Source organism: Luteibacter sp. 1214 (assembly GCF_031455395.1).
Taxonomy (GTDB): domain Bacteria; phylum Pseudomonadota; class Gammaproteobacteria; order Xanthomonadales; family Rhodanobacteraceae; genus Luteibacter; species Luteibacter mycovicinus.
The window spans coordinates 97,002-120,668 of the sequence record NZ_JAVDSQ010000010.1 but is presented as its reverse complement, the minus strand read 5'-3'; the positions used below and the strand labels follow the sequence as shown (position 1 = coordinate 120,668).

The following is a 23,667-nucleotide window of genomic DNA, read 5'->3' as shown; positions in this document are numbered from 1 at the left end:
TCGTTGGCTGCTGTTCCTGGAGCGCTTCCGCACGAAGGCGAAGGCCGTAGGAGGACCTAGCGACAGGAACAGCAGCCAACGGCTCCCCCGCCACCACCCCCCATCTACAGCTATTTAACACCTTTTTTCCTATAATTCCGGCGTTGTCCGCGCCGCGTCGTGCTTCGATGCATCTTGCCGGCAACCACCGAGTCCCTTTAGCGGACCGTTCGCGCGCCGCCGTCTGGCCTGGCGCTTCCCTTTCGATGGGCGGTATGCACCGGCTGCGTATGCGTGTGCCCGCTCGCGTGACAGGATTTATCTCCATGCAGGATCGACACGGGCACGAAGCCCATTTCGGCTGGTTTACCCGCCGCCGTAAACATCTCAAGCCCGATGATCTGACCATCGTCGACGAGTCCATGCTCAGGCGTGCCGTGGGTGCCGCCGCACTCGGCAACGCGATGGAGTGGTTCGATTTCGGTGTCTATGGCTACCTTGCCGTGACGCTCGGCCATGTCTTCTTTCCAGGGAGCAGCCCGACCGCACAGGTGATCGCGACCTTCGCGACGTTTACCGTCGCTTTTCTCGTGCGGCCGATCGGTGGACTCGTCTTCGGGCCACTCGGCGATCGCTTCGGGCGCCAGAAGGTGCTGGCGGCGACGATGATCATGATGGCGGCGGGCACGTTCGCCATCGGCCTGATTCCCAGCTACGCCACGATTGGTTTGTGGGCACCGGCGCTGCTGTTGCTTGCACGACTGCTGCAGGGATTCTCGACCGGTGGTGAGTATGGCGGTGCGGCGACCTTCATCGCCGAATACTCGACCGATGCGCGACGCGGACAAATGGGCAGCTGGCTCGAGTTCGGGACATTGGGTGGCTATATCGCCGGTGCAGGTGTGGTGACCGCGCTGACGACGCTGCTCACCACCGGGCAGATGCTGGACTGGGGTTGGCGCGTACCGTTCCTGGTGGCGGGTCCGCTGGGCCTGCTCGGGCTTTACATGCGCATGAAGCTCGAAGAGACCCCCGCATTCAAGGCGCATGCCGATGCGATGGAGGCGGCGGGCGACATGCCGCGCGTATCGTTGAAGGAGCTCGTCTCCGTGCATGGCCCGCAGCTGCTGAAATGCATCGGCCTCGTGCTGGTCTTCAACGTCACCGACTACATGTTGCTGACCTACATGCCGAGCTATCTCACGGTGACGATGGGATACAGCGAGGCCAAGGGCCTGTTGCTGATTCTCATCGTGATGCTGGTGATGATGCCGCTCAATGTGGTGGGCGGTTTCTTCAGCGATCGTCTTGGCCGTCGTCCGATGATCATCGGTGCGTGTACCGCGATGTTCGTGCTCGCCATCCCTTGCATGTGGCTGGTGGGCACGGGCAACGACTGGCTGATCTTCGCGGGCCTCATGGGACTCGGCATCGCGCTCGTCTGCTTTACCAGCACGATGCCCGCCACGTTGCCTGCGCTGTTCTATACGCCGGTGCGTTACAGCGCGCTGTCCATCGCGTTCAACGTTTCGGTGTCGCTGTTCGGCGGCACGACGCCGCTGGTGACCGCATGGCTCGTCGAGCGCACGGGCGATCCGATGCTGCCGGCGTATTACCTGATGGGCGCGGCGGTGATTGGCATCGTCACGATGCTCTTCGTACGCGAGACGGCGGGGTTGCCGTTGCGTGGGTCGCCGCCGGCGGTGGCGGATCATGCGGAGGCGAAGGAGTTGCTGGCCGGAGATGCGCCGTTGACGGTGGATGAGACGTTGCCGGTGGCGGCGGTGTCCGAGGGTCATGCGGAGCCCGTTGCTCGCTGATGAGCGTCGCCAGCAGGGCTGGCTCCTACCCGGTCGCGACGGACAGGTGGGAGCTTACGCTGTTGGCGATCGGGATCAGGCCCCGGTCATGATCCCGATCGCCGCGATGGCGATGGCCAGACCCGTCCAGTTCAGCCAGGTCAGTTTTTCGCGGAAGGCGATCGCGCCGACCAGCGCGCCGAGCACCATCACCCCCACGTTCATCGACGCGAACACCAGCGACGGATCGTTGGGCAGCGCGATATGTCCGCGGATATAGAAAAGAATGTTGGCGAAGTTGGCGGCTCCCAGCAGCACGCCGAAGCCGATGCTGCGCGGCGAGAGGGGCGCCTTACGCGCGATGGCGCGTCCGATCACGACGATCCAGCAGAGCACCATGGCGATCAGGAACGAGGCGAGCATCGCGCTGGGGAAGGGTGCACCGGCCTTGGCGAGCATCTTGAAGCAGATGTCGATCACACCGAAGCCGACGAAGACGGCAAGCGGTGCGGTCCAGCCGGCCCGATCGGTCTGCCCGCGATCCCGGCGCCAGAGCACGCACAGGACGGCGACGAAGGCGAGAGCGATGCCCAGGCCCTTGCGCTCGGTCATCACGTCGCCGAGGAAAGCGAACGCGGCGATCAGCGAGAAGAACAGCGACAGGCGCTGGGCGACGTCGGTGCGAACGATGCCCGCACTGCGCACGGATCGCGCCAGCATCACGAAGATGGCAGGGAGAAAGCCGCCGAGCAGGAGGAGGGGGACATAGGTCTCCTTCGCCGCGACGGCGGCCTGCGGCGTGGCGCCGAGCAGCCCGTACGCCATGGCGGCGGCCACGATGTAGTTGGTGGCGACGGCCTGCACGATGTCGACGTTCGCGCGGCGCGCGAGTTTGAGCAGCACGGACACGGCCACGCTGAAGGCGATGGCGAGGAGGATGTAGAGCATGGCTGGGAGCGCCGGTGAGGCTGGGGGTGCGAAGGATCGCATGTGGATGGGGCGGGCTACGAGCCAGCCGCCGCTTTGTGGGATCGGACAGCTGGCTCGTTGCGGTGCAAAGCCTCATTCGCGATAGGGCGGGTGAGGGTTCGCGCGCGGGGCGCGCTCCTACGTACGTACGGCGTGGGGCGAGTCAGGCGTGGGGCGCGCTCCTGTGTCGGGCGCGCAGCTGCGTCGGGCGCGCAGTTGCGTCAGGCGCGCAGTTGCGCCGCTTCGCGCGCCAGGGCTTCGATGGCGGCCCAGTCGGAGGTGGCCAGGAGGTTGGCGGGGGTCAGCCACGAACCGCCGACGCAGACGACGTTGGGCAGCGCGAGGAACTCGGGTGCGTTGGCGAGGCTGACGCCGCCGGTGGGGCAGAAGCGGATCTGCGGCAGCGGGCTGGCCCAGGCACCGATGAGCTTCGGGCCGCCGGCCGGAACGGCCGGGAAGAACTTCTGGAAGCGATAACCACGCTCCAGCAGTTCCATGGCCTCGCTGGACGTCGCCGCGCCGGGGAGCAGCGGCAGCTCGTGATCGTCGGCGGCATCGAGCAGACGCGGCGCGCTGCCCGGCGACACGGCGAACTTCGCGCCGGCCTTGTAAGCGTTCTCGAGGTCGCGAGCGGTCAGCACCGTGCCCACACCGACGAAGGCCCCTTCGACTTCCGCGGCGATCGCGCGGACGGCGTCGAGTGCGGCGGGCGTACGCAGGGTGACTTCGATGGCGGGGATGCCGCCGGCGACCAGCGCGCGCGCCATCCCGACCGCCTTCGAGGCGTCCTCGATGATGACGACCGGCACCACCGGCGCCAGGCGCAGCGTGGACTCGACACTCTGTTGCTTCGCTTCGTTACTCATCAGGAACTGCTCCAAAGGATCAGAAAACGCCGGCACCGAGGTCGGCCGTGACGGCGGACTGACGGAACATGGCGAAGAGCTCGCGGCCCATGCCGGTGTGGTGCATGGCCAGATCGATGTTGTCGGGGACGCGGCTGTTCCACTCGTCCGCGTCGACCAGGACCTCAATGGTACCTGCCACGGCATCGAGACGAACCATGTCGCCCGTGCGCACGCGGGCGATGGGACCGCCGGCTTCCGCCTCGGGCGTCACGTGGATCGCGGCAGGCACGCGCCCCGATGCGCCGGACATGCGGCCGTCGGTGAGCAGGGCGACGCGATGCCCGCGATCCTGCAGCAGGCTCAGCGTCGGCGTGAGCTTGTGCAACTCCGGCATGCCACGCGCGCGCGGCCCCTGAAAGCGCACCACGGCGATGAAATCGCGATTGAGCTCACCGCGATCGAAAGCGGCTTTGACGTCGTCCTGCTCGTCGAAGACGATCGCCGGTGCTTCGACGATCATGCGATCTTCCGGCACGGACGAGATCTTGATCACGCCACGACCGACGTTGCCCTTGAGCATGCGTAAGCCACCGTCGTGACGGAACGGCTCCGCGATAGTGCGCAGTACGCCGCGGTTGCCGCTTTCCTTCGAAACCGGTTTCCAGACCAATGCGTCGCCTTCGAGAACGGGCGTGGTGCGATAGGCCTCGAGGCCGTGGCCCATGATGGTGTCCACGTCGCCGTGCAGCAGGCCGGCATCGAGCAGCTGATCCATCAGGAAACCCATGCCGCCGGCTTCGTGGAAGTGGTTCACGTCGGCGTAGCCGTTCGGATAGACGCGTGCGAGCAACGGCACGACCGCGGACAGCGCATCGAAGTCGTCCCAGCGCAGTTCCACACCGGCCGCGCGTGCGATGGCGACGAGATGCAGCAGATGGTTGGTGGAACCGCCCGTCGCATGCAGTCCGATCACGCCGTTCACGATGGAGCGCTCGTCGACGATACGGCCGATCGGCAGGTACGCATCGCCCAGCGCGTCGATCGCCAGCACGCGCTCGACCGTGGCGCGCGTGAGGGCGTCACGCAGCGGCGTATCCGGCGCCTCGAAGCTCGCGCCCGGCAGGTGCAGGCCCATGATCTCCATCAGCATCTGGTTGGAGTTCGCGGTGCCGTAGAAGGTGCAGGTGCCCGACCCGTGATACGAACGCGCTTCCGCGTCGAGCAATTCCGCGCGTGTCGCCTTACCGGCGGCGAAGGCCTGACGGACCTTCGATTTCTCTTCGTTCGGAATACCGGACGGCATCGGACCAGACGGCACGAACGCGCTGGCGAGATGGCCGAAGCTCAGCGCGCCGATCAGCATGCCCGGCACGATCTTGTCGCAGATGCCGAGATACAGCGCGCCTTCGTACATGTCGTGCGACAGCGATACGGCGGTCGCCATGGCGATGAGGTCGCGCGAGAACAGCGACAGCTCCATGCCCGGACGACCCTGGGTGACGCCGTCGCACATGGCCGGCACGCCACCGGCGACCTGCGCGGTGGCGCCGAAGTCTCGTGCGGTCCGACGGATCAGTTCCGGGTAGCGCTCGTACGGCTGATGCGCCGAGAGCATGTCGTTGTACGAGGTGACGATGGCGATATTGGACGCGTGGCCGTTGCGCAGCGCGTCCTTGTCGTTCTCACCGCACGCGGCGAAACCGTGCGCGAGATTGCCGCACGACAGGTGATGGCGTTTGGCGCCCGTCCCGCGGGCGGCGTCGATCCTGGCGAGGTACGCGGCGCGCGAGGTGCGACTGCGCTCGACGATACGCTGCGTCACCTCGGCAACGATGGGATGAAGGGTCATGGCGTGTTCCTGAGGCTTTGACCGGGCGGTCGGTGCCGCGCGCCTGACGCGCGGCGGTTGAACGATGGATCAGGCGGCCCAGTAGACGTCCACGGGCACGCGGTCCTGCTTGAGCACGGCGGCGATCGGAAAGTCTTCGCCGGCCTGAGCCTTGGCGAGCACGTCTTTCTTGTCCGCACCTTCGATGTGCAGGTAGAGCGTGCGCGTATCGAGCACGCGCGGCAGGCTGAGCGTGATGCGCGGCTCACCCGCACCGCCGGCACGCATCGACAGCACGCTCCGCGTACCGTTGAGGTCGAGCGCTTCGGCGAGGTGGTCGCCGCCGGGGAAAAACGACGCGGTGTGGCCGTCCGGACCCATGCCGAGCACGACGACATCGAACGGCTTGCCGAGCGCGTCGACCTTCTCGCCCACGCCCTCGAGCGCGGCATCGACATCGTCGGCATGCGCCTTGTCGAACAGCGGCAGGAAGGCGGCGACATGCGCTTCGTGCGCGATCAGGGTGTTCCTGACCATGCGCGCATTGGAACGCTCGTTGTCTTCGTCGACCCAGCGCTCGTCGACCAGCGTGATGGTGACCTTCGACCAGTCGATCTCCTGCTCGGCGAGCACGGCGAACATGACCTTGGGCGTGCCGCCGCCGGAAACGGCGATGCTGGCCTTGCCGCGCGCCTTGATCGCGGCGTCGAGCTTGCCGGCGATGTCGCGCGCCAGCGCATCGGCGAGAGTAAGCTTATCGGCGAAATCGTGCTGATGGATCTTGGCGTTCATGCTGCGTCCTCGGCCCAGGTACGGCCATCGCGTTCAATGAGCGCCACGGCGGCGCTCGGACCCCAGGTACCCGCGGTGTACGGCTTCGGCGTATCGCCGCTGCCCTCCCAGGCTTCGAGGATGGGACCGGCCCAGTTCCATGCGGCCTCGACTTCGTCGCGGCGCATGAACAGGGTCGGGTTACCACGCACGACGTCGAGGATCAGCCGCTCGTAGGCATCGGGCTGCTGCACGCCGAACGCCGCCGCGAAACTCATGTCGAGCGGCACGTGGCGCAGGCGCAGGCCACCCGGACCCGGATGCTTGATGGTCAGCCACAGCTTGACGCCCTCGTCCGGCTGCAGGCGCAGCGTCAGGCGGTTGGGCAGCAGCGGACCGTTGGTGGGATCGAAGATGGAATGCGGCAACGCGCGGAACGTGACCACGATCTCCGAGACCCGGTTAGGGAGGCGCTTGCCGGTGCGCAGGTAGAACGGCACGCCCGCCCAGCGCCAGTTACCGATCTCCGCCTTGAGGGCGACGAAGGTTTCGGTCCTGGACTGGTCGCTGCCGAGTTCGTCGAGATAGCCCGGGACGCCCTGACCTTCGGCCGCACCAGCGCGGTACTGCCCGCGCACGGTGAGGTTGCCGGCGTTGCTGGCGTTGATCGGGCGCAGCGAACGCAGCACTTTGAGTTTTTCGTCACGCACGGCATCGGGCGCCAGCGACGAGGGCGGCTCCATGGCGAGCATGCAGACCAGCTGCAGGATATGGTTCTGGACCATGTCGCGCAGCGCGCCGGCACGATCGTAGTAGCCCGCGCGATGACCGACGCCGACCGTCTCGGCGACGGTGATCTGCACGTGGTCGATGTGCTGGGCATTCCACAGCGGCTCGAACAGGGCGTTGCCGAAGCGCAGCGCCAGCAGGTTCTGCACCGTTTCCTTGCCGAGGTAATGATCGATCCGGTAGGTCTGCGACTCGTTGAAGACCCGGGCCACCGCGTCGTTGATCGCGTTGGCGCTTTCCAGATCGCGACCGATCGGCTTCTCCAGCACCACGCGCGAGCGCTCGCCGTTGAGACCGAGCGACCCGAGGCGCTGGCAGATGTCGGTGAAGATGTCCGGCGCGGTCGACAGGTAGAACACGCGGATGTGCTGCGCCTGCTGCTGCATCAGCGCGGCGAATTCATCCCAGCCTTCTTCCTTGCGCGCGTCGAGCGAGCGGTAGGAAACCATCTGGATGAACGCGTCCAGCTGGGCCGGAGCCACGTGGGACACGCCTTTCTCGACCGAGGAGCGGACCAGGTCGCGGTAGCCCGCATCGTCGAGGGCCTCGCGGGCCACGCCGATGAGGCGGCTGCTGGGCTGGATCTGGCCGTCCACGAAGCGATGGAACAGCGCGGGAAGAAGCTTGCGGACGGCGAGGTCGCCGGTGCCGCCGAAAATGACCAGATCGAAAGGTTCGATCGGGAGGAGATGAGCGCTCACGACAGTGGCCTGCTGGGATCGATGGGTATGCCGACGGATCGTACCAGTGACATACCAGGTCATACCAGCCCCGTACCACTCAAGGCGGCGTTTTCCGTCGCGATATCAGGCGATGACGCCGCAAAAACGTTTACGGGCTGACTTTGCATCGTGCAAACGCTCGTTTGAATCGCTCACTGGTATTCGAGAGCTTGGACAGTCTTGCCGCAGTGGTCGTTGATTGGTATCTTCTCGACCATGGAAAGCGCCCTCGTCGCCGAATACCAACGCCTGCAGTACGACCCGGCCGCGCGGCAGCCGCTGGCGTACATGCGCCTGCGTCGCGCCATCCGCAACGTGATCGAAAACGGCGAGGTGCAGGTCGGCCATGCACTGCCCAGTGAGCGGGACCTGGCCAGGGCCCTCACGCTGTCCCGGGTTACCGTGCGCAAGGCCATCGGCGGCCTGGTCGAGGATGGTCTGCTCACCCAGCGTCATGGCGCGGGCACCTTCGTGTCCGAGCGCATCGTCAAGCCGCTGTCGCGTATGACCAGCTTCACCGAGGATCTTCGCGCGCGCGGGCTCAATCCGCGCTCGGAGTTCTTCGAGCGGGCCATCGGCGAGGTCACCCCGGAAGAAGCCATGGCGATGAATCTCTCGCCCGGCACCCAGGTGGTCCGCCTGCACCGCCTGCGCTACGCGGGCGACGAGCCGCTGGCGATCGAGCGCAGCGCGGTGCCACTCAACCTGCTGCCCGACCCCAGCCTGGTCGAGGACTCCCTGTACGAAGCGCTCGACACGCTGGGCAACCGCCCGCGACGTGCGTTGCAACGCCTGCGCGCGGTGGTGCTGGGCCCTGCCCAGACCCGGCTGCTCCGGCTCGGCGCCGGCAGTGCCGGGCTGAATATCGAGCGGCGCAGCTTCCTCGACGACGGCCGCATCGTCGAGTTCACATGTTCCTGGTATCGCGGGGACATCTACGACTTCGTCGCCGAACTGCAGAGCGACTGACGGACCCTTCTTCATGACGATCCAGCCGCAAGACACCCTGATGTACCGCGAAGCGCACGAGACCGCCGAGGTCGTCGAGCGGCAGCTTGCCCTTAACGAAGCCGTGATCGGCGCCCTTGCCGAGCGCCTGCGCGCGAACCCGCCGCGCATGGTGATCACCTGCGCCCGTGGCAGTTCGGATCACGCGGCGATGTACGCGAAGTACGTGTTCGAAACGCAGCTGGGCGTCGTCACCGCCTCGGCCTCGCCGTCGGTCACCTCGATTTACCACGCCGCGCAGCGCCTCGATGGCGCGCTTTACGTCGCCGTATCCCAGTCGGGCAAGAGTCCGGATCTGGTCCGCAACGCCGAGGCCGCGAAGAAGGCCGGTGCGTACGTCGTGGCGCTGGTCAACGTGACCGACTCGCCGCTGGCGGACGTCGCGGACGTGGTCGTCCCGCTGCACGCGGGCCCGGAAACCAGCGTCGCCGCGACCAAGAGCTACCTCGGCGCGCTGTTCGCGATTCTGCATATCGCCGCCCGGTGGAGTGGCAAGGCCGAGATCGCCGACGCCCTGGCCGCGTTGCCCGCGCAGCTGCGCCAGGGCTGGGATGCCGACTGGTCGTCGCTGACGGAAGGCCTCGTCGACGCGCACAACCTGTTCGTGGTCGGTCGTGGCTTCGGCTTCGCCGGTGCGCTGGAAGCGGCGCTCAAGTTCAAGGAAACCTGCGGCCTGCATGCCGAAGCCTTCAGCGCGGCCGAAGTGAAACACGGCCCGATGGCGCTGGTCGGCCCGGACTTCCCGGTGCTGTTCTTCGCGCAGAACGACGACACGCTCCCGGGCGTGCTCGATGTCGCCGCCGAGTTCCGCAAGCGTGGCGCCAATGTCTGGATCGCCGCGCCGGGTGCGACGGGTGAGGGTGTGCTGCCGCTGGTCGCCACCGCACCGATCGCCGCGCCGCTGATCACGGTGCAGAGCTTCTACCGCGCCACGGCGGCGCTCGCGCTGAAGCGCGGCTTCAATCCCGACGTGCCGCCGCACCTGAATAAAGTCACCGAGACCGTCTGACCGTCACCCTCAAGGAATCGCCATGACTCTCGCCCTCGTCAACGGCCGCGTGCTTACCGACAACGGATTCCAGAGCGGCTTTGCCGTGCTGGTCGACGATGGAAAGATAACCGGACTGGCGCTGCCGTCCGATCCGCGCGTGCGCGCGGCGGAGCGCCATGACCTTGGTGGTCGCACCTTGCTGCCCGGCTTCATCGACTGCCAGGTCAACGGCGGGGGCGGCGTGTTGTTCAACGATGCACCCACGGTCGACGCGATCCGCACGATCGGCGAGGCACACGCGAGATTCGGCACCACGGGTTTCCTGCCCACGCTGATCAGTGACGACGCGGAGGTCATGGCGAAGGCCATCGATGCCGTGAACGACGCCGTCGCCCAGGGCGTGCCGGGCGTGCTCGGCATCCATCTGGAAGGTCCCTTCATCGCCCCTGAACGCAAGGGCGTGCACGACCCGGCCAAGTTTCGCATCGCCGATGCCGACGATGTCGCGATGGTCGCGCGGCGCCACGGCGGCGTGACCCTGCTGACGCTGGCCCCCGAGCGCGCTTCCGCGGAAGTACTCCAGCAGCTGGTCGCCAACGGCGTCATCGTAGCCGCGGGCCACACGGCTGCCGACTACGAGACCACGCGCCATGCACTGGCGACGGGCGTGCGCGGCTTCACACATCTGTTCAACGCGATGACACCCTTCACCAGCCGCGAGCCCGGCGTCGTCGGTGCCGCGCTCGAAGACCAGGCCAGCTGGTGCGGTCTGATCGTCGACGGCCACCACGTGCACCCGACCTCGCTGCGTGTCGCCATCGCGGCGAAGGCGCCACGGAAGATGATGCTGGTCACCGACGCGATGCCGCCCGTGGGCTCGGACAATCCGAACTTCGTGCTCAAGGGCGAAACCATCACCGTGCGCGACGGCGTCTGCCAGACGGCGGACGGCACGCTGGCCGGCTCCGCGCTGGACATGGCCACGGCGGTGCGCAACACGGTCGACATGGTCGGCGTAGCCTACGATGAGGCCGCGCGCATGGCGTCGACGTATCCGGCCGCGTTCCTCGGCCTCGGCGCCACCCACGGTCATATCGCCGCCGGTTACCGCGCCGACTTCGTCGTGATGGACGAGACCCATACGGTGATCGAAACCTGGATCGGCGGCGAGCGTGTTTACGCCGCGGGCTGATCGGGCGGTCGTGACAGCGCCCCACCCTCCGGTTAAAGTCGCGGGGTTCGGGTGTCCCCGGGGCGTCGCGCCACGGGGATGAAACGGGAAGCCGGTGCGCCGCCTCTGCGGCAAGGCCGGCACTGCCCCCGCAACGGTAAGCGCCCGGGGTCGTCACGGCCCCTCGGACACGGCTTCAGCCACTGCGACAGCGGGAAGGCGCCGGTCCGACACCCCTCGGGGACGGCGTGAGTCCGGAGACCGGCCCGACGACGCGCCCCGTGAGCCATCCCGGGGCGTCGTCCCGTTTCGGGCGATTCGCGGAGGGCGAATCCGGACAGTCATCCGGGTTCCGCCCGTGTGCCGTTCGCCGTATGTCCTCCTCGCGCGCCCTTTGAGCTACGCATTGCCGCGCTATGCGGCGGAGGAAGACCGTTCCATGAAGAAGACCCTGCTCGCGGCAGCCCTGCTGTCGTCGATCGCCGCTGCCCACGCGGCCGACGCCCCGGACGCCCTCGATCCCGTGATCGTCACCGCGACCCGCACGGCCACGCCGCTGGACGAGGTACTCGCCCCGGTGACCGTGATCACCCACGAAGACATCGAGCGTCTGCAGCCGCGTAACGTCCAGGACCTGCTCGCCGGGCTGCCCGGTGTGGTCATGGCCAACACCGGCGGTATCGGCCAGCAGACCTCGCTGTTCATGCGTGGCAGCAACTCCTCGCACACGCTGGTCCTCGTGGACGGTGTCCGCGTGGGTACCGTGGGCGCGGGTCTGCCGGCTTACGAGCAGCTGCCGGTCGAGCAGATCGACCACATCGAGGTCGTCCGCGGTCCGCGCTCGAGCCTTTACGGCTCCGACGCGATCGGCGGCGTCATCCAGATCTTCACCCGCCACGGCCAGGCCGGCGAAGCGCCGACCCCGAGCCTCTCGGTCACCGGCGGCAGCCACGGCTACACCGCCGGTCAGGTCGGCGTGTCGGGCGGCACGACCCACGGCTGGTACAACGCCAGCCTCGGCGGCCAGTACACCTCGGGCATCAACGCCTGCCGCATCGGCGCGGGCACGGCGTTCAAGGGCTGCTTCACCGACGAGCCGGACCATGACGCCTATCGCACTTACAACGGCGCGCTGTCGGGCGGTTACCGCTGGGACGACGGCACCGAGCTCACCGGCAGCTGGCTGCGCAGCAAAGGCGATATCGAATACGACGGCGACTACCAGAACCTGACCCGACGCTCGCAGCAGGTCGCCGGCGCGAAGCTGGCTTTCGACGTGCTGTCCGCGTGGCGCATGTCGGTCAGTCTGGGGCAGAACCAGGACCGCGCCGACAACTACCTCAATGGCGCCAACAAGGGCTATTACGACGCGGACTTCAACTACGTCACCGGTGCCGACAAGCTGCGCGTGGGATATCTGTACTCTAAGCGCAATCAGGGTTCCTGGCAGAACGACTTCACGCTGGCCCCGGGCCAGACGCTGAGCGCCGGCGTCGACTACCAGCAGGAAAAGCTGAGCAGCGACACGGATTATCTCAAGGACACCCGCAACAACACGGGCGTGTTCGCGCTCTACCAGGGCGTGTTCGGCCCGCATGAGATCCAGCTGTCGGCCCGCCACGACCACAACACCCAGTTCGGCAACCACACGACCGGCTCGGCTGCCTATGGCTTCCGTTTCGACAACGGCATGAAGGTCACGGCCTCTTATGGCACCGCCTTCCACGCGCCGACCTTCAACGACGAGTACTACCCGTACGGCGTGCCCACGGTGAACCTCAAGCCGGAGAAGTCGCGCACCGCCGAGATCGGCCTGTCGGGTCGTCCGGGCATCTGGAACTGGGCCGTCAACGCCTACCAGAGCCAGGTCGACGACCTGATCGGCTACGACGCGAACTTCCTGCCGGTCAACGTCAGCAAGGCCCGCCTGCGCGGCCTTGAAGGCCAGGTGGGCGCGGACGTCGATGGCTGGCACGTGCGCGGCTACCTGACGCTGCAGCAGCCGCTGGACCGGGACAGCGGGTTCGAGAAGGACAACCTGCTGGCCCGCCGTCCGCGTCGCACCGGTCGCGTGGATCTGGACAAGGACCTGGGCGCGTTGACGCTGGGTGGCTCGGTCTACGCCTCGGGTTACAGCTACGACGATGCGGCCAACACGACGCGTCTGGGCGGCTACACGACCGCGGATCTGCGTGCCACCTGGCACATGGACGATGCCTGGAGCGTGCAGGGCCGGGTCGCGAACGTGGCGGACAAGCGGTACGAGACGGCGGCGTATTACAACCAGCTGGGGCGGACCTACTATGTGACCGTGCGGTTCTCGCCCGTACGCTGAGGGAGCACCGTGTAGGAGCGCGCCCTGCGCGCGATGTTTCACGGCATCGCGCGCAGGCGCGCTCCTACCCCTGGCGCCGGGTTCGGGCAAACGCCGCACCCCTGCCTTCCGGCAGGGCCCCCACTAAAGGCACACGCCACGGACCGGCGCGGACGTCATAAAGTCCCCGGGCGCGGGTATGCTTCCCGCGATCACAGGAAGTGTCGTGAACGTTTTTGCACCTTTCATTCGCCGGCCGATCGGAACCTCGCTGCTTGCGGCGGGGCTCGTGCTGTGCGGCTCCATCGCCTACATGCTGCTCGGCGTGGCGGCCCTGCCGTCCATCGAAGTGCCCGCCGTCTTCATCCAGACGCAGATGCCCGGTGCGAACGCGCAGACGATGGCCTCGACCATCATCGCCCCCCTGGAGCGCCACCTCGGTCAGATCCCGGGCGTGGACCAGATGTATTCCAACAGCTCGGAAGGCAGCGGCTTCGTCCGCCTCCGTTTCAGCATGGACCGCTCCACCGATGCCGCCGCCCGTGACGTGCAGGCTGCGATCAACGCGTCCGCCGCCGACCTGCCGGCCGGAATGCCCAGCCCGCCGCAGTACTTCAAGTTCGACACCGGCCAGATTCCCGTTCTGCTGGTGTCGTTCACCTCGAAGTCGCTGCCGCCGGACAAGCTCTACGACGTCGTCGACACCCTGATCCGGCCCGCCGTGGCGCAGATCGATGGCGTGTCGCGCGTACAGGTCTTCGGCGGGACCCCGCACGCCGTACGCGTGGAGCTGGATACCCGCGCGTTGTCGTCCAAGGGACTCACCGCCAACGATGTGTCCAATGCGCTGCACGCCGCCAACGTGACCTCGCCGCAGGGCCTGCTGTCCGACGGCAAGGCACAGATGACGGTCGTCGCGAACGACAGCATTCGCGACGCGAAGGATTTCGGCGACATCCTCATCGCGATGCGCAACAACGTGCCGGTGCGCCTCTCGGACATCGCCCGCGTCTACAACGGCCAGCAGGACCAGTACCAGGCCGCATGGTTCCAGGGCGAGCGCTCGGTCACCATGCAGATGAGCAAGCGTCCGGAGGCGAACTCCATCGCCACCGCCGACGCGATCCGTGCCGCGCTGCCGCGCTTCCGTTCGCTGCTGCCGGCGGATGCGAAGGTCACCCCCATCTTCGACCTGACCCAGACCACGCAGTCCGCGCTGCACGAGGTCAAGGTCGCGCTGCTGATCAGTATCGTCATGGTCTTCCTGGTCATGATGGTGTTCCTGCGCCGTCTCGGTCCGACGCTGATCGCGACGCTGAGCGTGCCGTTGTCCCTGGCCGGCGCCTTCGTGGTGATGTGGACGCTCGGCTATACGCTCAACACGATGTCGCTGATGGCGCTGGTGCTGTGCATCGGTTTCGTCGTCGATGACGCCATCGTGGTCATCGAGAACATCGTCCGGCACATGGAGAACGGCAGTAAACCGATGCCGGCGTCGCTCGAGGGCGTGCGCGAGATCGGCTTCACCGTGATGTCGATCACGCTGTCGCTGGTGGCGGTGTTCGCGCCGCTGCTGTTCGGCAACAACATGATCACCAAGTTGCTGCGCGAGTTCTCGGTGACCCTGGCGGCGGCCGTGCTGATTTCGGCCATCGTGTCGCTGACGCTCACGCCGGCACTCTGCGCCCGCTATCTCAAGCACGACGAGCCCGACCGCCAGCCAGGCCGCGTCGAGCGCGCGCTGGAACGCTTCGATCGCGGATTTCTGCGCCTGTATGAGCGCGGACTGGACTGGGCGATGCGCCATCGGCGCGTCATGCGCTGGCAGCCACTCATCCTGCTTTTCGCCACCTTCGCGCTGGGCTTCGCCGTGGTGAAGACCGCCGGTGGCAATTTCATGCCCGACGAGGACACGGGCATGCTGCAGGCCGATGTCACCGCGGACGCCAACATTTCGCCGGACGAGATGTCGCGACGCCTCAAACGCGTCGGCGAAATGATGCAGAACGATCCGGCCGTCGCCGACGTCACCACACTGCTCGGCAGCGGCAACGATGGCGCGGCCGTCGGCAACAGCGGCACCATGTTCATCGATCTGAAGAAGAAGGGGAGCGGCCCGGATCTGCGCCATGAATCCATGAAGGAATTCATGGATCGCAAGGGCAAGGAGTACGACAAGCTCTCCGATGTCCAGGTCTTCATGAATCCCGTGCAGTTCCTCGGCGGGAGCGGGGGCAACAGCAACCGCGGGCAGTACTCGTTCCAGCTGATCAGTACCGGCGGCGAACCGTTGCAGCCCTGGACGCTGAAGCTTGTGCGTCAGATGCGCAGCATGAAGGAGTTCCGCGACGTCGGCAGCGACTTCGACATCGTCGGCAAGCAACAGATGCTGAAGGTGGACCGCGATGCGGCGGGCCGCCTGAACGTCGGCATGGGCGATGTCGATTCGGCCCTGTACAACTCGTTCGGCCAGCGCCAGGTGTCGATCATCTATTCGGACATCAACCAGTACTGGGTGGTGCTTACCTCGGCGGCCGCGCAGGAACTCAGTCCCGGCGCACTGCTCAACACGTACGTGAAGAACTCACTCGGCACGATGATTCCGCTCTCGGCGGTGGCGCACATCGAGCCCGTGGCGACGCCAAGTGCGGTCACCCACCAGAACCAGCTCGAATCGGCCGACATCACCTACAACCTCGCGCCGAAGATCACGCCCGATAAGGGCAACAGTCTGGCCGAGGAGGCCGTACGCCGGATCAATTTGCCGGAAGGCGTGCGCATGGACGTCACCGGCACCAATCAGCGCATGCGGGACGCGCAGTCCAACGGCATGGTGCTGCTGGTCGGCGCGATCCTCGCCGTCTACATCGTGCTCGGAATTCTCTACGAGAGTCTCGGCCATCCGTTGACGATCATCTCGACGTTGCCGGCGGCGGGTGCCGGTGCGTTCCTGGCGATGCTGGTCACGCAGACACAGCTGACCCTGATGGCGATCATCTCGGTCTTGCTGTTGATCGGTATCGTCAAGAAGAACGCCATCCTGATGGTCGACTTCGCACTCGTGGCCCAGCGTGAACACGGCATGTCGCCGGTCGACGCGATTCGTCAGGCGGCCCTGGTCCGCTTCCGTCCGATCACCATGACCACCCTCGTCGCGATGGGTGCCGCGCTGCCGCTGGCGATCGGGTTCGGTGTCGGCTCGGAAATGCGGCGGCCGCTCGGTATCGCGATCGTCGGCGGCTTGCTGGTCTCGCAGCTGCTTACGCTCCTGAGTACGCCCGCGATCTACCTGTGGAATCACGACCGCAAGGAGCGCAAGGTGAAGCGCCTACACCGGCGCATGCTGAAGCGTCGGTACAAGCGCTGGATCAAGATCCGCAAGGCGCGCAAGACCCGATAGCCTTCCATGAATACCGGCTTTTTGCAGGAGCCAGCCCTGCTGGCGACAGGAGTTACGGCAAGCTCCCATCGCCAGCAGGGCTGGCTCCTACCGAAGCTGGCGTCGCCGGAAGCATATGCGCCTTCTTCCAGCTTCCGCGCCGGTAATACACCGTCGTAATCGCGATCGACACCAGCGACCCGACCGGAAAGCTCCACCAGATGGCGTCCGCGCCCCACCTCGGTTCCAGCAGGGCGGCAAACGGATAGCGCACCAGCCACATCGATATCACCAGCACGATCAGTGGCAGCATGACCGCGCCCGTGGCCCGCACCACGCCGAACATGACGAAGGTGACGCCGAACAGCAGGAACGACCACACCACGATGTGGTTGAGATGCTGGGCGATGCCGATGGCCGAACTGTCCTCCCCGAGGAACAGCGCCAGCGCGGCGCGGTTGAACAGGTAGATGACGAGCACGAGCGTGCCGGTCAGCGTGAAGTTGGTCAGCACGCCTGCGCGGCCGATGCCCGCGACGCGATCCCAGCGCTTCGCACCCACGTTCTGCGCGACCATCGACGACACCGCCGAACCGATCGCCAGCGCGGGCATCTGGATGTACGTCCACAACTGGGCCGCCGCGCCATAAGCCGCCGTGGTCTGCGAGCCGTGGCGGTTGACCAGCGACATCATGATGATCGCCGAGGACGAGATGACGATCATCTGCGCACCCATCGGCAGGCCCTTCATCACCAGCTGCCTGAGCAGGACGGGTTCCGGAATCAGCAGGCGCAGTTCGTGCCGGTGAATGCAGAGAAAGTGCTTGCGGTGATAAAGCCACGCGATCAGCGCCAGCAACGAAACGACCTGCGCGATCAGGGTGGCCACGGCGGAGCCCGCGATACCCATCGCGGGGACCGGTCCCAGGCCGAAGATGAAGAGCGGATTCAGCGCGACGTCGAGCACGACCGAAACCAGCATGAAGGCGAAGGGCGTGCGTGAGTCGCCCGCACCGCGTAGCGTCATCATCAGAAACGTGTACAGATACATCGCCGGCAGAGCGACGAAGATGATGCGCAGGTAGTCGGTCGCGAACGGCAGCGCATCGTGCGGCGTGCCCATGGCGCGCAGCATGAGCGGTGTCGCGATGAAACCGCCCAGCGCGACGAGCACCGACAGCACGACGAAGAAACCGAGACCGGTGCCCACCACACGCCGCGCCTCGGGCACGTCGTGCGCGCCGAGCGTCTGGCCCACCATGATGGTCGTCGCCATGCCGACGCCGAAGACGACTCCGAGCAGGAAGAACAGGATCACGTTGGCATTGGAGGTGGCCGCGAACGCTGACTCGCCGAGAAAGTGCCCCACCCAGATCGCATTCACCGATGCGTTCAGCGACTGCAAGACGTTGGCGCCCAGGATAGGCAGGGAAAAGAGCAGCAGGGTCCTGGCGATCGGCCCTTCCGTCAGCGCGCCACGCGGCGGCGTCATGTCTCGTCGCCGGCGCGCGACACCAGCAGGCGCACGTAGTGGCGTACATCGGCCGGCCATGCGTCGGTCAGCGCGGTGAAGCGAGCGGCGTCCTGACGGTGGAAGGCGCGGGAGGCTTCCTCGTAGCCGGGAAGATCGCCGGCCAGCGTCAGCATGACGCGATCGACCGCCTCGCGCGCCGCACGGACGCGGTCGGCCGGTGCGCCCTCGCGGCTTGCCGCTTCCACCAGACGACGCAGCGCCACGGAGGCGCCGCCCGGCTGCGCCGCAAGCCACTCCCAGTGACGCGGAAGCAGCGTGACCTCCCGGGCGACCACGCCAAGTTTTGGACGCCCCGGCCCACGGCGGGCTGGCGGCTCGGCGACGGGGAGGCGCGCAAGCACATCGTGGACGGTGCCCCGGTAGTCGATGTCGACGACACGGCCGGTCGCATCGTCGTAGACGGTAGGCGTGACGTGCGGGTCGGCGTCGAGGCGGACCTTGCAGCGTTCCGCGACCGCCGCCAGCGATCCGTGGGCAATGCGCTCGGTAGCGATGAAAGCGGTGTAAGTCGACATGGAGGTGGCCGGGACAAGAGCGATGATCAATTTTTACCCGGATCAAACGTGTCGTCAATAGTGTCCGGGTAAAACCGATCCCGATTCTGCCGCGGCGATCCGCCTGGGCAGGGCTTCCGACAGCCAGTCGACGAATGCCCGAAGACGCGCGTTGTGTCGGCGGGCGGGTGGGTAAACGAGATAGATCGGCAGAGCCGTGGGTCGCCAGTCGTCCAGCACCGACACGAGCGCGCCGCGGGCGATGTGCGGCGCCACGGTGAAGGCCAGCGCCTGCGCTATACCCAGACCGGCGAGCGCCGCAGCCGTATGGGCATTGCTCTCGTTGACCTCGATAGCTGCCGGCACATGCACCTCGACGTCCCGGTTGTCGCGCCGGAAGCGCAGCGGGACAGGACGCCCCGTGCGGACCGCGGCATAGCCGATGACCTCGTGACCATCGCGCTCGATCGCCTCAGGTGTATCGGGCGTGCCGCGGCGCGCGAAGTAGCCGGGCGTTGCGCAGAGGGTGATCGAGGCATCCGCGATCTTCTTGGTCACGAGGTTCGGATCGTCGGCGGTGCTGCGGATCGCGCAGTCGATGCCTTCGCCGATGAGGTCCACCGTGCGATCGGTCACACCGACCTGCACACGAATGCCGGGATAGCGGGCACGGAAATCGGGCAGGTCCGGAAGGATCAGGCGGGCGGCGACGGAGCCGCCCGTGTCGATGCGCAGGTTGCCGACGGGACTGGCCTGACCACCGGCAAGCGTGGTCTCAAAAGCGTCGAGCTCGCCCAGCAACTGCTGCGTGTGTTCGTAGTAGGCGGCGCCTTCGGTGGTGACCGTCACCCGCCGGGTCGTGCGCTCGAGAAGGCGGACGCCCAGTTCCGCCTCGAGGCCCTGGATCAGCTTGGTCACGGTGGACTTGGGCATGCGCAAGGCGTCCGCCGCCCGGCCGAAGCCGCCGGTCTCGACGAGACGCCCGAACACTCTGATAGCGAGGAAGTGATCCATCTTTGTTTCCGTGCGGGAATAATCAAATCGCGATTCGATTATTTATCCACGCAGCGCAAATAGCCAGAATGCTCTCCAACGGCCGCACCGCGGCCATCGGAGCGCAGTCATGAAAACCCTCGCCACCAGCAACATCCACACCACCCGTCACGCCGGCAAGATCGTCCTGGTCACCGGCGGCAGCTCGGGCCTCGGGCTTGCCACCGCGGAGCGCTTCGTCCGCGAGGGCGCCACCGTGTACATCACCGGCCGCCGCCAGGCCGAGCTGGACGAGGCCGCCGCGAAGCTGGGTGTCATCGCCATCCAGGGCGACATCGCGAAGGCCGCCGACCTCGATCGTATCTTCGCCACGATCCGCGAGAAGAGCGGTCGCCTCGACATCCTGTTCGCCAATGCGGGCGGCGGCGAGTTCACTTCGCTGGACCAGGTGACCGAAGCGCAGTTCGACAAGTACTTCGGGATCAACGTCAAGGGCACGCTGTTCACGGTGCAGAAGGCGCTGTCGCTCATGGGCCCGGGTAGTGCGATCGTGCTCAACGGTTCGGCGGTGTCGATCAAGGGCCCGGCCGCGTTCGGCGTTTATGCCGCGACCAAGGCGGCCGTGCGCTCACTGGCACGGACCTGGGCGAGCGATCTGAAGGGTCGCGACATCCGCATCAATGTGGTGGCGCCGGGCACCGTCGTGACGCCGGGCTACAAGACGGAGCTTGGCATGAACGACCAGCAGATCGCCGACTTCACGGCATATACCGCAAGCATCACGCCACTGGGTCGCACGGGCACGCCGGATGAGGTCGCCGCGGCGGTCTCGTTCCTCGCCTCGGAAGATGCGAGCTACATCACCGGTGTCGAGTTGTTCGTGGATGGCGGGCAGACGCAGATCTGACCGGTGGACGTCGCCTGCAGGCTGGCCGCCAGTCTGCAGGCGATCCCGCGGCGGTGCGCAGCTTACAACGGCATGTGCACGGTGTCGGAAACGGCCATCTCCAGCGCCTCGATCGGCACCGGCCGGGAGAACAGGTATCCCTGCATGGACACGCAGCCCTCCGCGAGCAGCCAGCGACGCTGGCTCTCGGTCTCGACACCCTCGGCGACGACTTCGAGATTCAGGCTGCGCGCCAGAAAGACGATCGAACGACAGATGGACGCATTGCCCGCGTCGTCGAGCAGACTTACCGTGAAGTGACGGTCCACCTTGATCTTGTCCAGGGGCAACCGCGACAGGTAAGTGAGATTGGAATACCCGGTGCCGAAGTCGTCCAGCGAGATGCTCACGCCCATCGCGCGCAACTCGTGCAACGTGCGAATGGCCCGCTCGGGTTCCTGCATGAAGGCGCTTTCGGTCAGTTCGAGCTCGAGCGACGACGCACTCGCCCCGGTCTCCGCAAGCGCGAGTTTGACCTCGGCCACCAGATCGCTGTGCACCAGCTGTTGCGCCGAGATATTCACCGCGATCCGGCAATCCGGACCCAGCCGTTCGGTGACCCGACGCTGTTGACGGCATGCCTCACGCAGCACCCATTGACCGATCTGCACGATGGCGCCGGTCTCTTCCAGGAGCGGCACGAGCTTGTCGTTACCGGCGAGGTCCGCCGGCGCCGATGGCCAGCGCAGCAGCGCCTCGACACCGATCACGCGCCCGTCGTCACCGGCGTGCTGGGTCTGCCATGCCAGCGCCAGCTCATGGCCCAGGTTCGCACCGGACAAGCGGGTAAGAACGGTCAGACGCGCCATCGCCGTGGCATGCATATCCGCCGAATAGCGTTTCCAGGTGTGACGGCCCGACCGCTTCGCGTCGTACATGGCCGTATCCGCGTTACGGATGAGCGTGTCCGCGTCGCTGCCATCGCGCGTGGCGAAGGCGACACCGATGCTGCACTTCAGACGCTGCATCGAACCGCCGACGGTGAGCGGCTCTTCGATCGCTTGCTGGATCACCGGCAATACGGCAAGTACTTCGGCGGGCGGGCAGGTGAAGGGGAGCATCGCCACGAACTCGTCGCCACCGAACCGGCCGACCTGTCCCACACCGTCCAGCGCGTCGCCAAGCCGCAAGGTCACGTCGCGCAGCACCTGATCGCCAAGCGCATGACCGAGCGCATCGTTGATCACCTTGAAATGGTCGAGGTCGATGAACAGGACCATCAGGCCCGAGCCGTCGCGGACGCAGTCAGCCACCAGCTCGTCGAGCCGCTCGCGCAGGGCGCGCCGGTTGGGCAGCCCCGTCAGTTCGTCGTGCATGGCCTGATGATTGAGGCGCTCTTCGTAAAGACGCTGCTCGGTCACGTCGCGCATGATCACCAGGGCGCCGGTGCCTTTCGTGTCGCGGTAATTGGACAGCGCCAGTTCCGCCTCGAAGGGCATGCCGTGATCCGGGTTGAGCCAGGCCATGATGTTGGCGCCTTCGGGCGGCCGCGCACCCAGCGCTTCGAGCGCCTCCTCATCCATGAAGCTGGCCGCCAGACGGCCAACCAGGCTGTGTCCCGCGCTGCCCATCCGCTCTTCCGCCAGCGGGTTGGCGTAGTCGATGCGCCCGTCGCGGACGATGGCGAGCGGCAACGGTACGCGCGCCAGCAGCTGACGGTAGGCCGTCGCGCTGGCGGCCAGATCGCGGTCCGTGCTTTCCAGGCGCTGACGGGTCTCGTGCAGCGCGGTAATTTCAGTGATCGTACCGGCCACGATCGCGTGGCCTTCTTCGTTGGTGATTCGTTCGGCGCGCAAATGGACACGCACCTCCCTCCCGTCCTCGCGGCAAAGACGGTGCTCCAATTCAAACGGACCCTCTTCCGATCTGAAACGCTGAACCCACGCATCGATGCCGGGGCGGTCGTCGGGGTGGACGAGTTCCCGGTAGGCGCCATCGAAGGAAATGCGCTCGTGAGGAGAACCCGTGATCTCGTGGACCTGGCCCGACCAGACGACGGATCCCGTATCGAGGTCGCTCTCCCACAGCCCGATGCGCCCCGTTCGCTGCACGTCCCCCAGGTGACGGGCCGAGCGCGACAACGCATCGACGAGCCGCGACTGGCGGCGGTAGGCGCGATCGAAGGCGGCCGCGAAGACCTGGATCAGGACGATGAGAGCCAGCGCGGCCAGCAAGGTCTCCCGTGACTGGCGCCACCAGTCCGCGCGCAGGAGTGCGCGGTCCAGGGAGGAACGGGCGACGAAGGGATAGGTGGTCGATACGGCCCACGCGCCCAGCCGCCGGTCATCGTCCGCGGAGCCCGCGGCGCCCAGCGTCACCGCGCCTTGCGTCCATCCAGGCACGTCCCGGTCGACGTTGCTGGTGAACCGCTGTCCCGACACCGAGAACACCGCGATCTCGGCGCTGCTCCCAAGCATGGTCCGGCGCATGGCGTCACGCAGGCGCTCCGCGTCGATGACGGTACCGAACGCGGCCGGCTGCGCGACGCGTGCGTCCACGGTGACACGGACGCTGGAAGGCCGACCGGGCTCGCCGGCGACGACGGCCACCCGTACGCTCGCACCGAGTGCCCGCTGCCGCGGCGCATCGAGCACGTCGCGCCAGGCCGCCCAGGGCGCCGAGGTAAAGGCGACGACGTTACCTGCGCCATCCAGGGCAACAAAGGATGGCAATTCCGGGTGGCGCACCTGCACCTCCCCCAGGCGCATGTGCAGCGGGCCCGGGTCGGGACCGTCGACGGCGTTGCGAAGGGCGAGCAGCGGACCAAGGCTCCAATTGACCTGTTGGTCGAGCAGGCGCACCACGGCTCCCGCGGATGCCGCGAGCTGCCGCTTGTGCGTGGCCAGCATGCGGGAGTAGGCCTGCGATTGCAGAAGGGCGACCAGCGCGGCGATGCCCAGGGACAGGACGGCGGATACGGCCCAGATCGCCAGACGAATCCGGCGAGCGCGCACCCTCGTCGCTCCCTTTACCGTCGCGCCTCCCACCGTGCCTAGCCCCCTGATGTCGTGCGGGCGCCGCCCCCGGCCAGGCCCCGTCGCTCTGTAACGGCAACTCGGGGTGTGCCTTGAACGCCACGGTGAAAGAAACTGGCGGCACGGTCCGACAAGCCCGGGAAAGATACGGCGCGAA

Annotated in this window: 16 protein-coding genes and 1 riboswitch; of the genes, 7 read left to right on the top strand and 9 right to left on the bottom strand. The window is 66.7% G+C overall.

The genetic code is table 11. From position 1 onward, the window contains the following. The first annotated feature begins 305 nt into the window (after nt 1-305). Nucleotides 306-1,799, top strand: a complete 1,494-nt coding sequence (proP, locus tag J2X57_RS18305) for a glycine betaine/L-proline transporter ProP (RefSeq protein ID WP_309869222.1) — start codon at nt 306-308, stop codon at nt 1,797-1,799. Nucleotides 1,800-1,874: 75 nt separating this feature from the next. Here the strand turns inward: proP and J2X57_RS18300 are convergent, their stop codons facing one another. The 5 genes from J2X57_RS18300 to zwf all read right to left on the bottom strand — a co-directional run bounded on the left by J2X57_RS18300 (nt 1,875) and on the right by zwf (nt 7,684). Then, a complete protein-coding gene (locus tag J2X57_RS18300; RefSeq protein ID WP_309869220.1) occupies nt 1,875-2,726 on the bottom strand; it encodes an EamA/RhaT family transporter in 852 nt (283 codons plus the stop codon). A 242-nt stretch (nt 2,727-2,968) separates the two neighbouring features. Then, a complete protein-coding gene (gene eda / locus J2X57_RS18295) occupies nt 2,969-3,613 on the bottom strand; it encodes a bifunctional 4-hydroxy-2-oxoglutarate aldolase/2-dehydro-3-deoxy-phosphogluconate aldolase (RefSeq protein ID WP_197056520.1) in 645 nt (214 codons plus the stop codon). 19 nt (nt 3,614-3,632) lie between these two features. Further along, entirely contained in the window at nt 3,633-5,444 is a 1,812-nt protein-coding gene (gene edd / locus J2X57_RS18290; RefSeq protein WP_309869217.1) for a phosphogluconate dehydratase, read from the bottom strand. Nucleotides 5,445-5,513: 69 nt separating this feature from the next. Continuing rightward, a complete protein-coding gene (pgl, locus tag J2X57_RS18285) occupies nt 5,514-6,215 on the bottom strand; it encodes a 6-phosphogluconolactonase (protein WP_309869215.1) in 702 nt (233 codons plus the stop codon). Beyond that, nucleotides 6,212-7,684 (bottom strand): glucose-6-phosphate dehydrogenase, encoded by a 1,473-nt coding sequence (gene zwf, locus J2X57_RS18280; RefSeq protein WP_043696984.1) that lies wholly within the window; start codon nt 7,682-7,684, stop codon nt 6,212-6,214. Before zwf ends, pgl begins: the two co-directional genes overlap by 4 nt. 237 nt (nt 7,685-7,921) lie before the next feature. Here zwf and J2X57_RS18275 point away from each other — a divergent pair, with 237 nt between their 5' ends. The 5 genes from J2X57_RS18275 (at nt 7,922) to J2X57_RS18255 (ending at nt 16,589) form a co-directional block, all read left to right on the top strand. Beyond that, nucleotides 7,922-8,674 carry a GntR family transcriptional regulator gene (locus J2X57_RS18275; protein ID WP_036118723.1) on the top strand — a complete coding sequence of 251 codons (753 nt, stop codon included), beginning with the start codon at nt 7,922-7,924 and terminating at the stop codon, nt 8,672-8,674. Between the two features lie 13 nt (nt 8,675-8,687). Beyond that, nucleotides 8,688-9,722, top strand: coding sequence for an SIS domain-containing protein (locus J2X57_RS18270; protein WP_036116816.1), 1,035 nt, complete (start codon nt 8,688-8,690; stop codon nt 9,720-9,722). 22 nt (nt 9,723-9,744) lie between these two features. Continuing rightward, nucleotides 9,745-10,896, top strand: coding sequence for an N-acetylglucosamine-6-phosphate deacetylase (nagA, locus tag J2X57_RS18265; protein WP_043696979.1), 1,152 nt, complete (start codon nt 9,745-9,747; stop codon nt 10,894-10,896). A gap of 32 nt (nt 10,897-10,928) precedes the next feature. Further along, nucleotides 10,929-11,160: riboswitch (cobalamin riboswitch) on the top strand. A 154-nt stretch (nt 11,161-11,314) separates the two neighbouring features. Then, complete coding sequence (locus J2X57_RS18260) at nt 11,315-13,210, top strand: TonB-dependent receptor (protein ID WP_309869211.1); 1,896 nt, start codon at nt 11,315-11,317, stop codon at nt 13,208-13,210. Nucleotides 13,211-13,415: 205 nt separating this feature from the next. Then, complete coding sequence (locus tag J2X57_RS18255; RefSeq protein WP_036116819.1) at nt 13,416-16,589, top strand: efflux RND transporter permease subunit; 3,174 nt, start codon at nt 13,416-13,418, stop codon at nt 16,587-16,589. Nucleotides 16,590-16,641: 52 nt separating this feature from the next. Here the strand turns inward: J2X57_RS18255 and J2X57_RS18250 are convergent, their stop codons facing one another. The 3 genes from J2X57_RS18250 to J2X57_RS18240 are packed head-to-tail and all read right to left on the bottom strand — an operon-like array spanning nt 16,642 to nt 19,610. Then, nucleotides 16,642-18,060 (bottom strand): MATE family efflux transporter, encoded by a 1,419-nt coding sequence (locus tag J2X57_RS18250; RefSeq protein ID WP_309869208.1) that lies wholly within the window; start codon nt 18,058-18,060, stop codon nt 16,642-16,644. After that, entirely contained in the window at nt 18,057-18,617 is a 561-nt protein-coding gene (locus tag J2X57_RS18245) for a DUF2239 family protein (RefSeq protein WP_036118728.1), read from the bottom strand. Before J2X57_RS18245 ends, J2X57_RS18250 begins: the two co-directional genes overlap by 4 nt. Nucleotides 18,618-18,671: 54 nt before the next feature. Next, entirely contained in the window at nt 18,672-19,610 is a 939-nt protein-coding gene (locus tag J2X57_RS18240) for a LysR family transcriptional regulator (RefSeq protein WP_052191467.1), read from the bottom strand. 109 nt (nt 19,611-19,719) lie between these two features. On the opposite strand from J2X57_RS18240, the gene J2X57_RS18235 reads away from it, so the two are divergent. Continuing rightward, entirely contained in the window at nt 19,720-20,496 is a 777-nt protein-coding gene (locus J2X57_RS18235) for an SDR family oxidoreductase (protein WP_052191466.1), read from the top strand. Between the two features lie 62 nt (nt 20,497-20,558). Here the strand turns inward: J2X57_RS18235 and J2X57_RS18230 are convergent, their stop codons facing one another. Further along, a complete protein-coding gene (locus tag J2X57_RS18230) occupies nt 20,559-23,489 on the bottom strand; it encodes an EAL domain-containing protein (protein ID WP_309869206.1) in 2,931 nt (976 codons plus the stop codon). Between the last annotated feature and the right edge of the window lie 178 nt (nt 23,490-23,667).

Bases quoted from the DNA above. Each gene is read 5' to 3' on its own strand.
- J2X57_RS18235 (WP_052191466.1), top strand. From the start codon at position 19,720: ATGAAAACCCTCGCCACCAGCAACATCCACACCACCCGTCACGCCGGC.
- J2X57_RS18260 (WP_309869211.1), top strand. From the start codon at position 11,315: ATGAAGAAGACCCTGCTCGCGGCAGCCCTGCTGTCGTCGATCGCCGCT.
- J2X57_RS18245 (WP_036118728.1), bottom strand. From the start codon at position 18,617: ATGTCGACTTACACCGCTTTCATCGCTACCGAGCGCATTGCCCACGGA.
- pgl (WP_309869215.1), bottom strand. From the start codon at position 6,215: ATGAACGCCAAGATCCATCAGCACGATTTCGCCGATAAGCTTACTCTC.
- J2X57_RS18270 (WP_036116816.1), top strand. From the start codon at position 8,688: ATGACGATCCAGCCGCAAGACACCCTGATGTACCGCGAAGCGCACGAG.
- edd (WP_309869217.1), bottom strand. From the start codon at position 5,444: ATGACCCTTCATCCCATCGTTGCCGAGGTGACGCAGCGTATCGTCGAG.
- nagA (WP_043696979.1), top strand. From the start codon at position 9,745: ATGACTCTCGCCCTCGTCAACGGCCGCGTGCTTACCGACAACGGATTC.
- eda (WP_197056520.1), bottom strand. From the start codon at position 3,613: ATGAGTAACGAAGCGAAGCAACAGAGTGTCGAGTCCACGCTGCGCCTG.
- J2X57_RS18300 (WP_309869220.1), bottom strand. From the start codon at position 2,726: ATGCTCTACATCCTCCTCGCCATCGCCTTCAGCGTGGCCGTGTCCGTG.
- J2X57_RS18275 (WP_036118723.1), top strand. From the start codon at position 7,922: ATGGAAAGCGCCCTCGTCGCCGAATACCAACGCCTGCAGTACGACCCG.
- J2X57_RS18240 (WP_052191467.1), bottom strand. From the start codon at position 19,610: ATGGATCACTTCCTCGCTATCAGAGTGTTCGGGCGTCTCGTCGAGACC.
- proP (WP_309869222.1), top strand. From the start codon at position 306: ATGCAGGATCGACACGGGCACGAAGCCCATTTCGGCTGGTTTACCCGC.
- J2X57_RS18250 (WP_309869208.1), bottom strand. From the start codon at position 18,060: ATGACGCCGCCGCGTGGCGCGCTGACGGAAGGGCCGATCGCCAGGACC.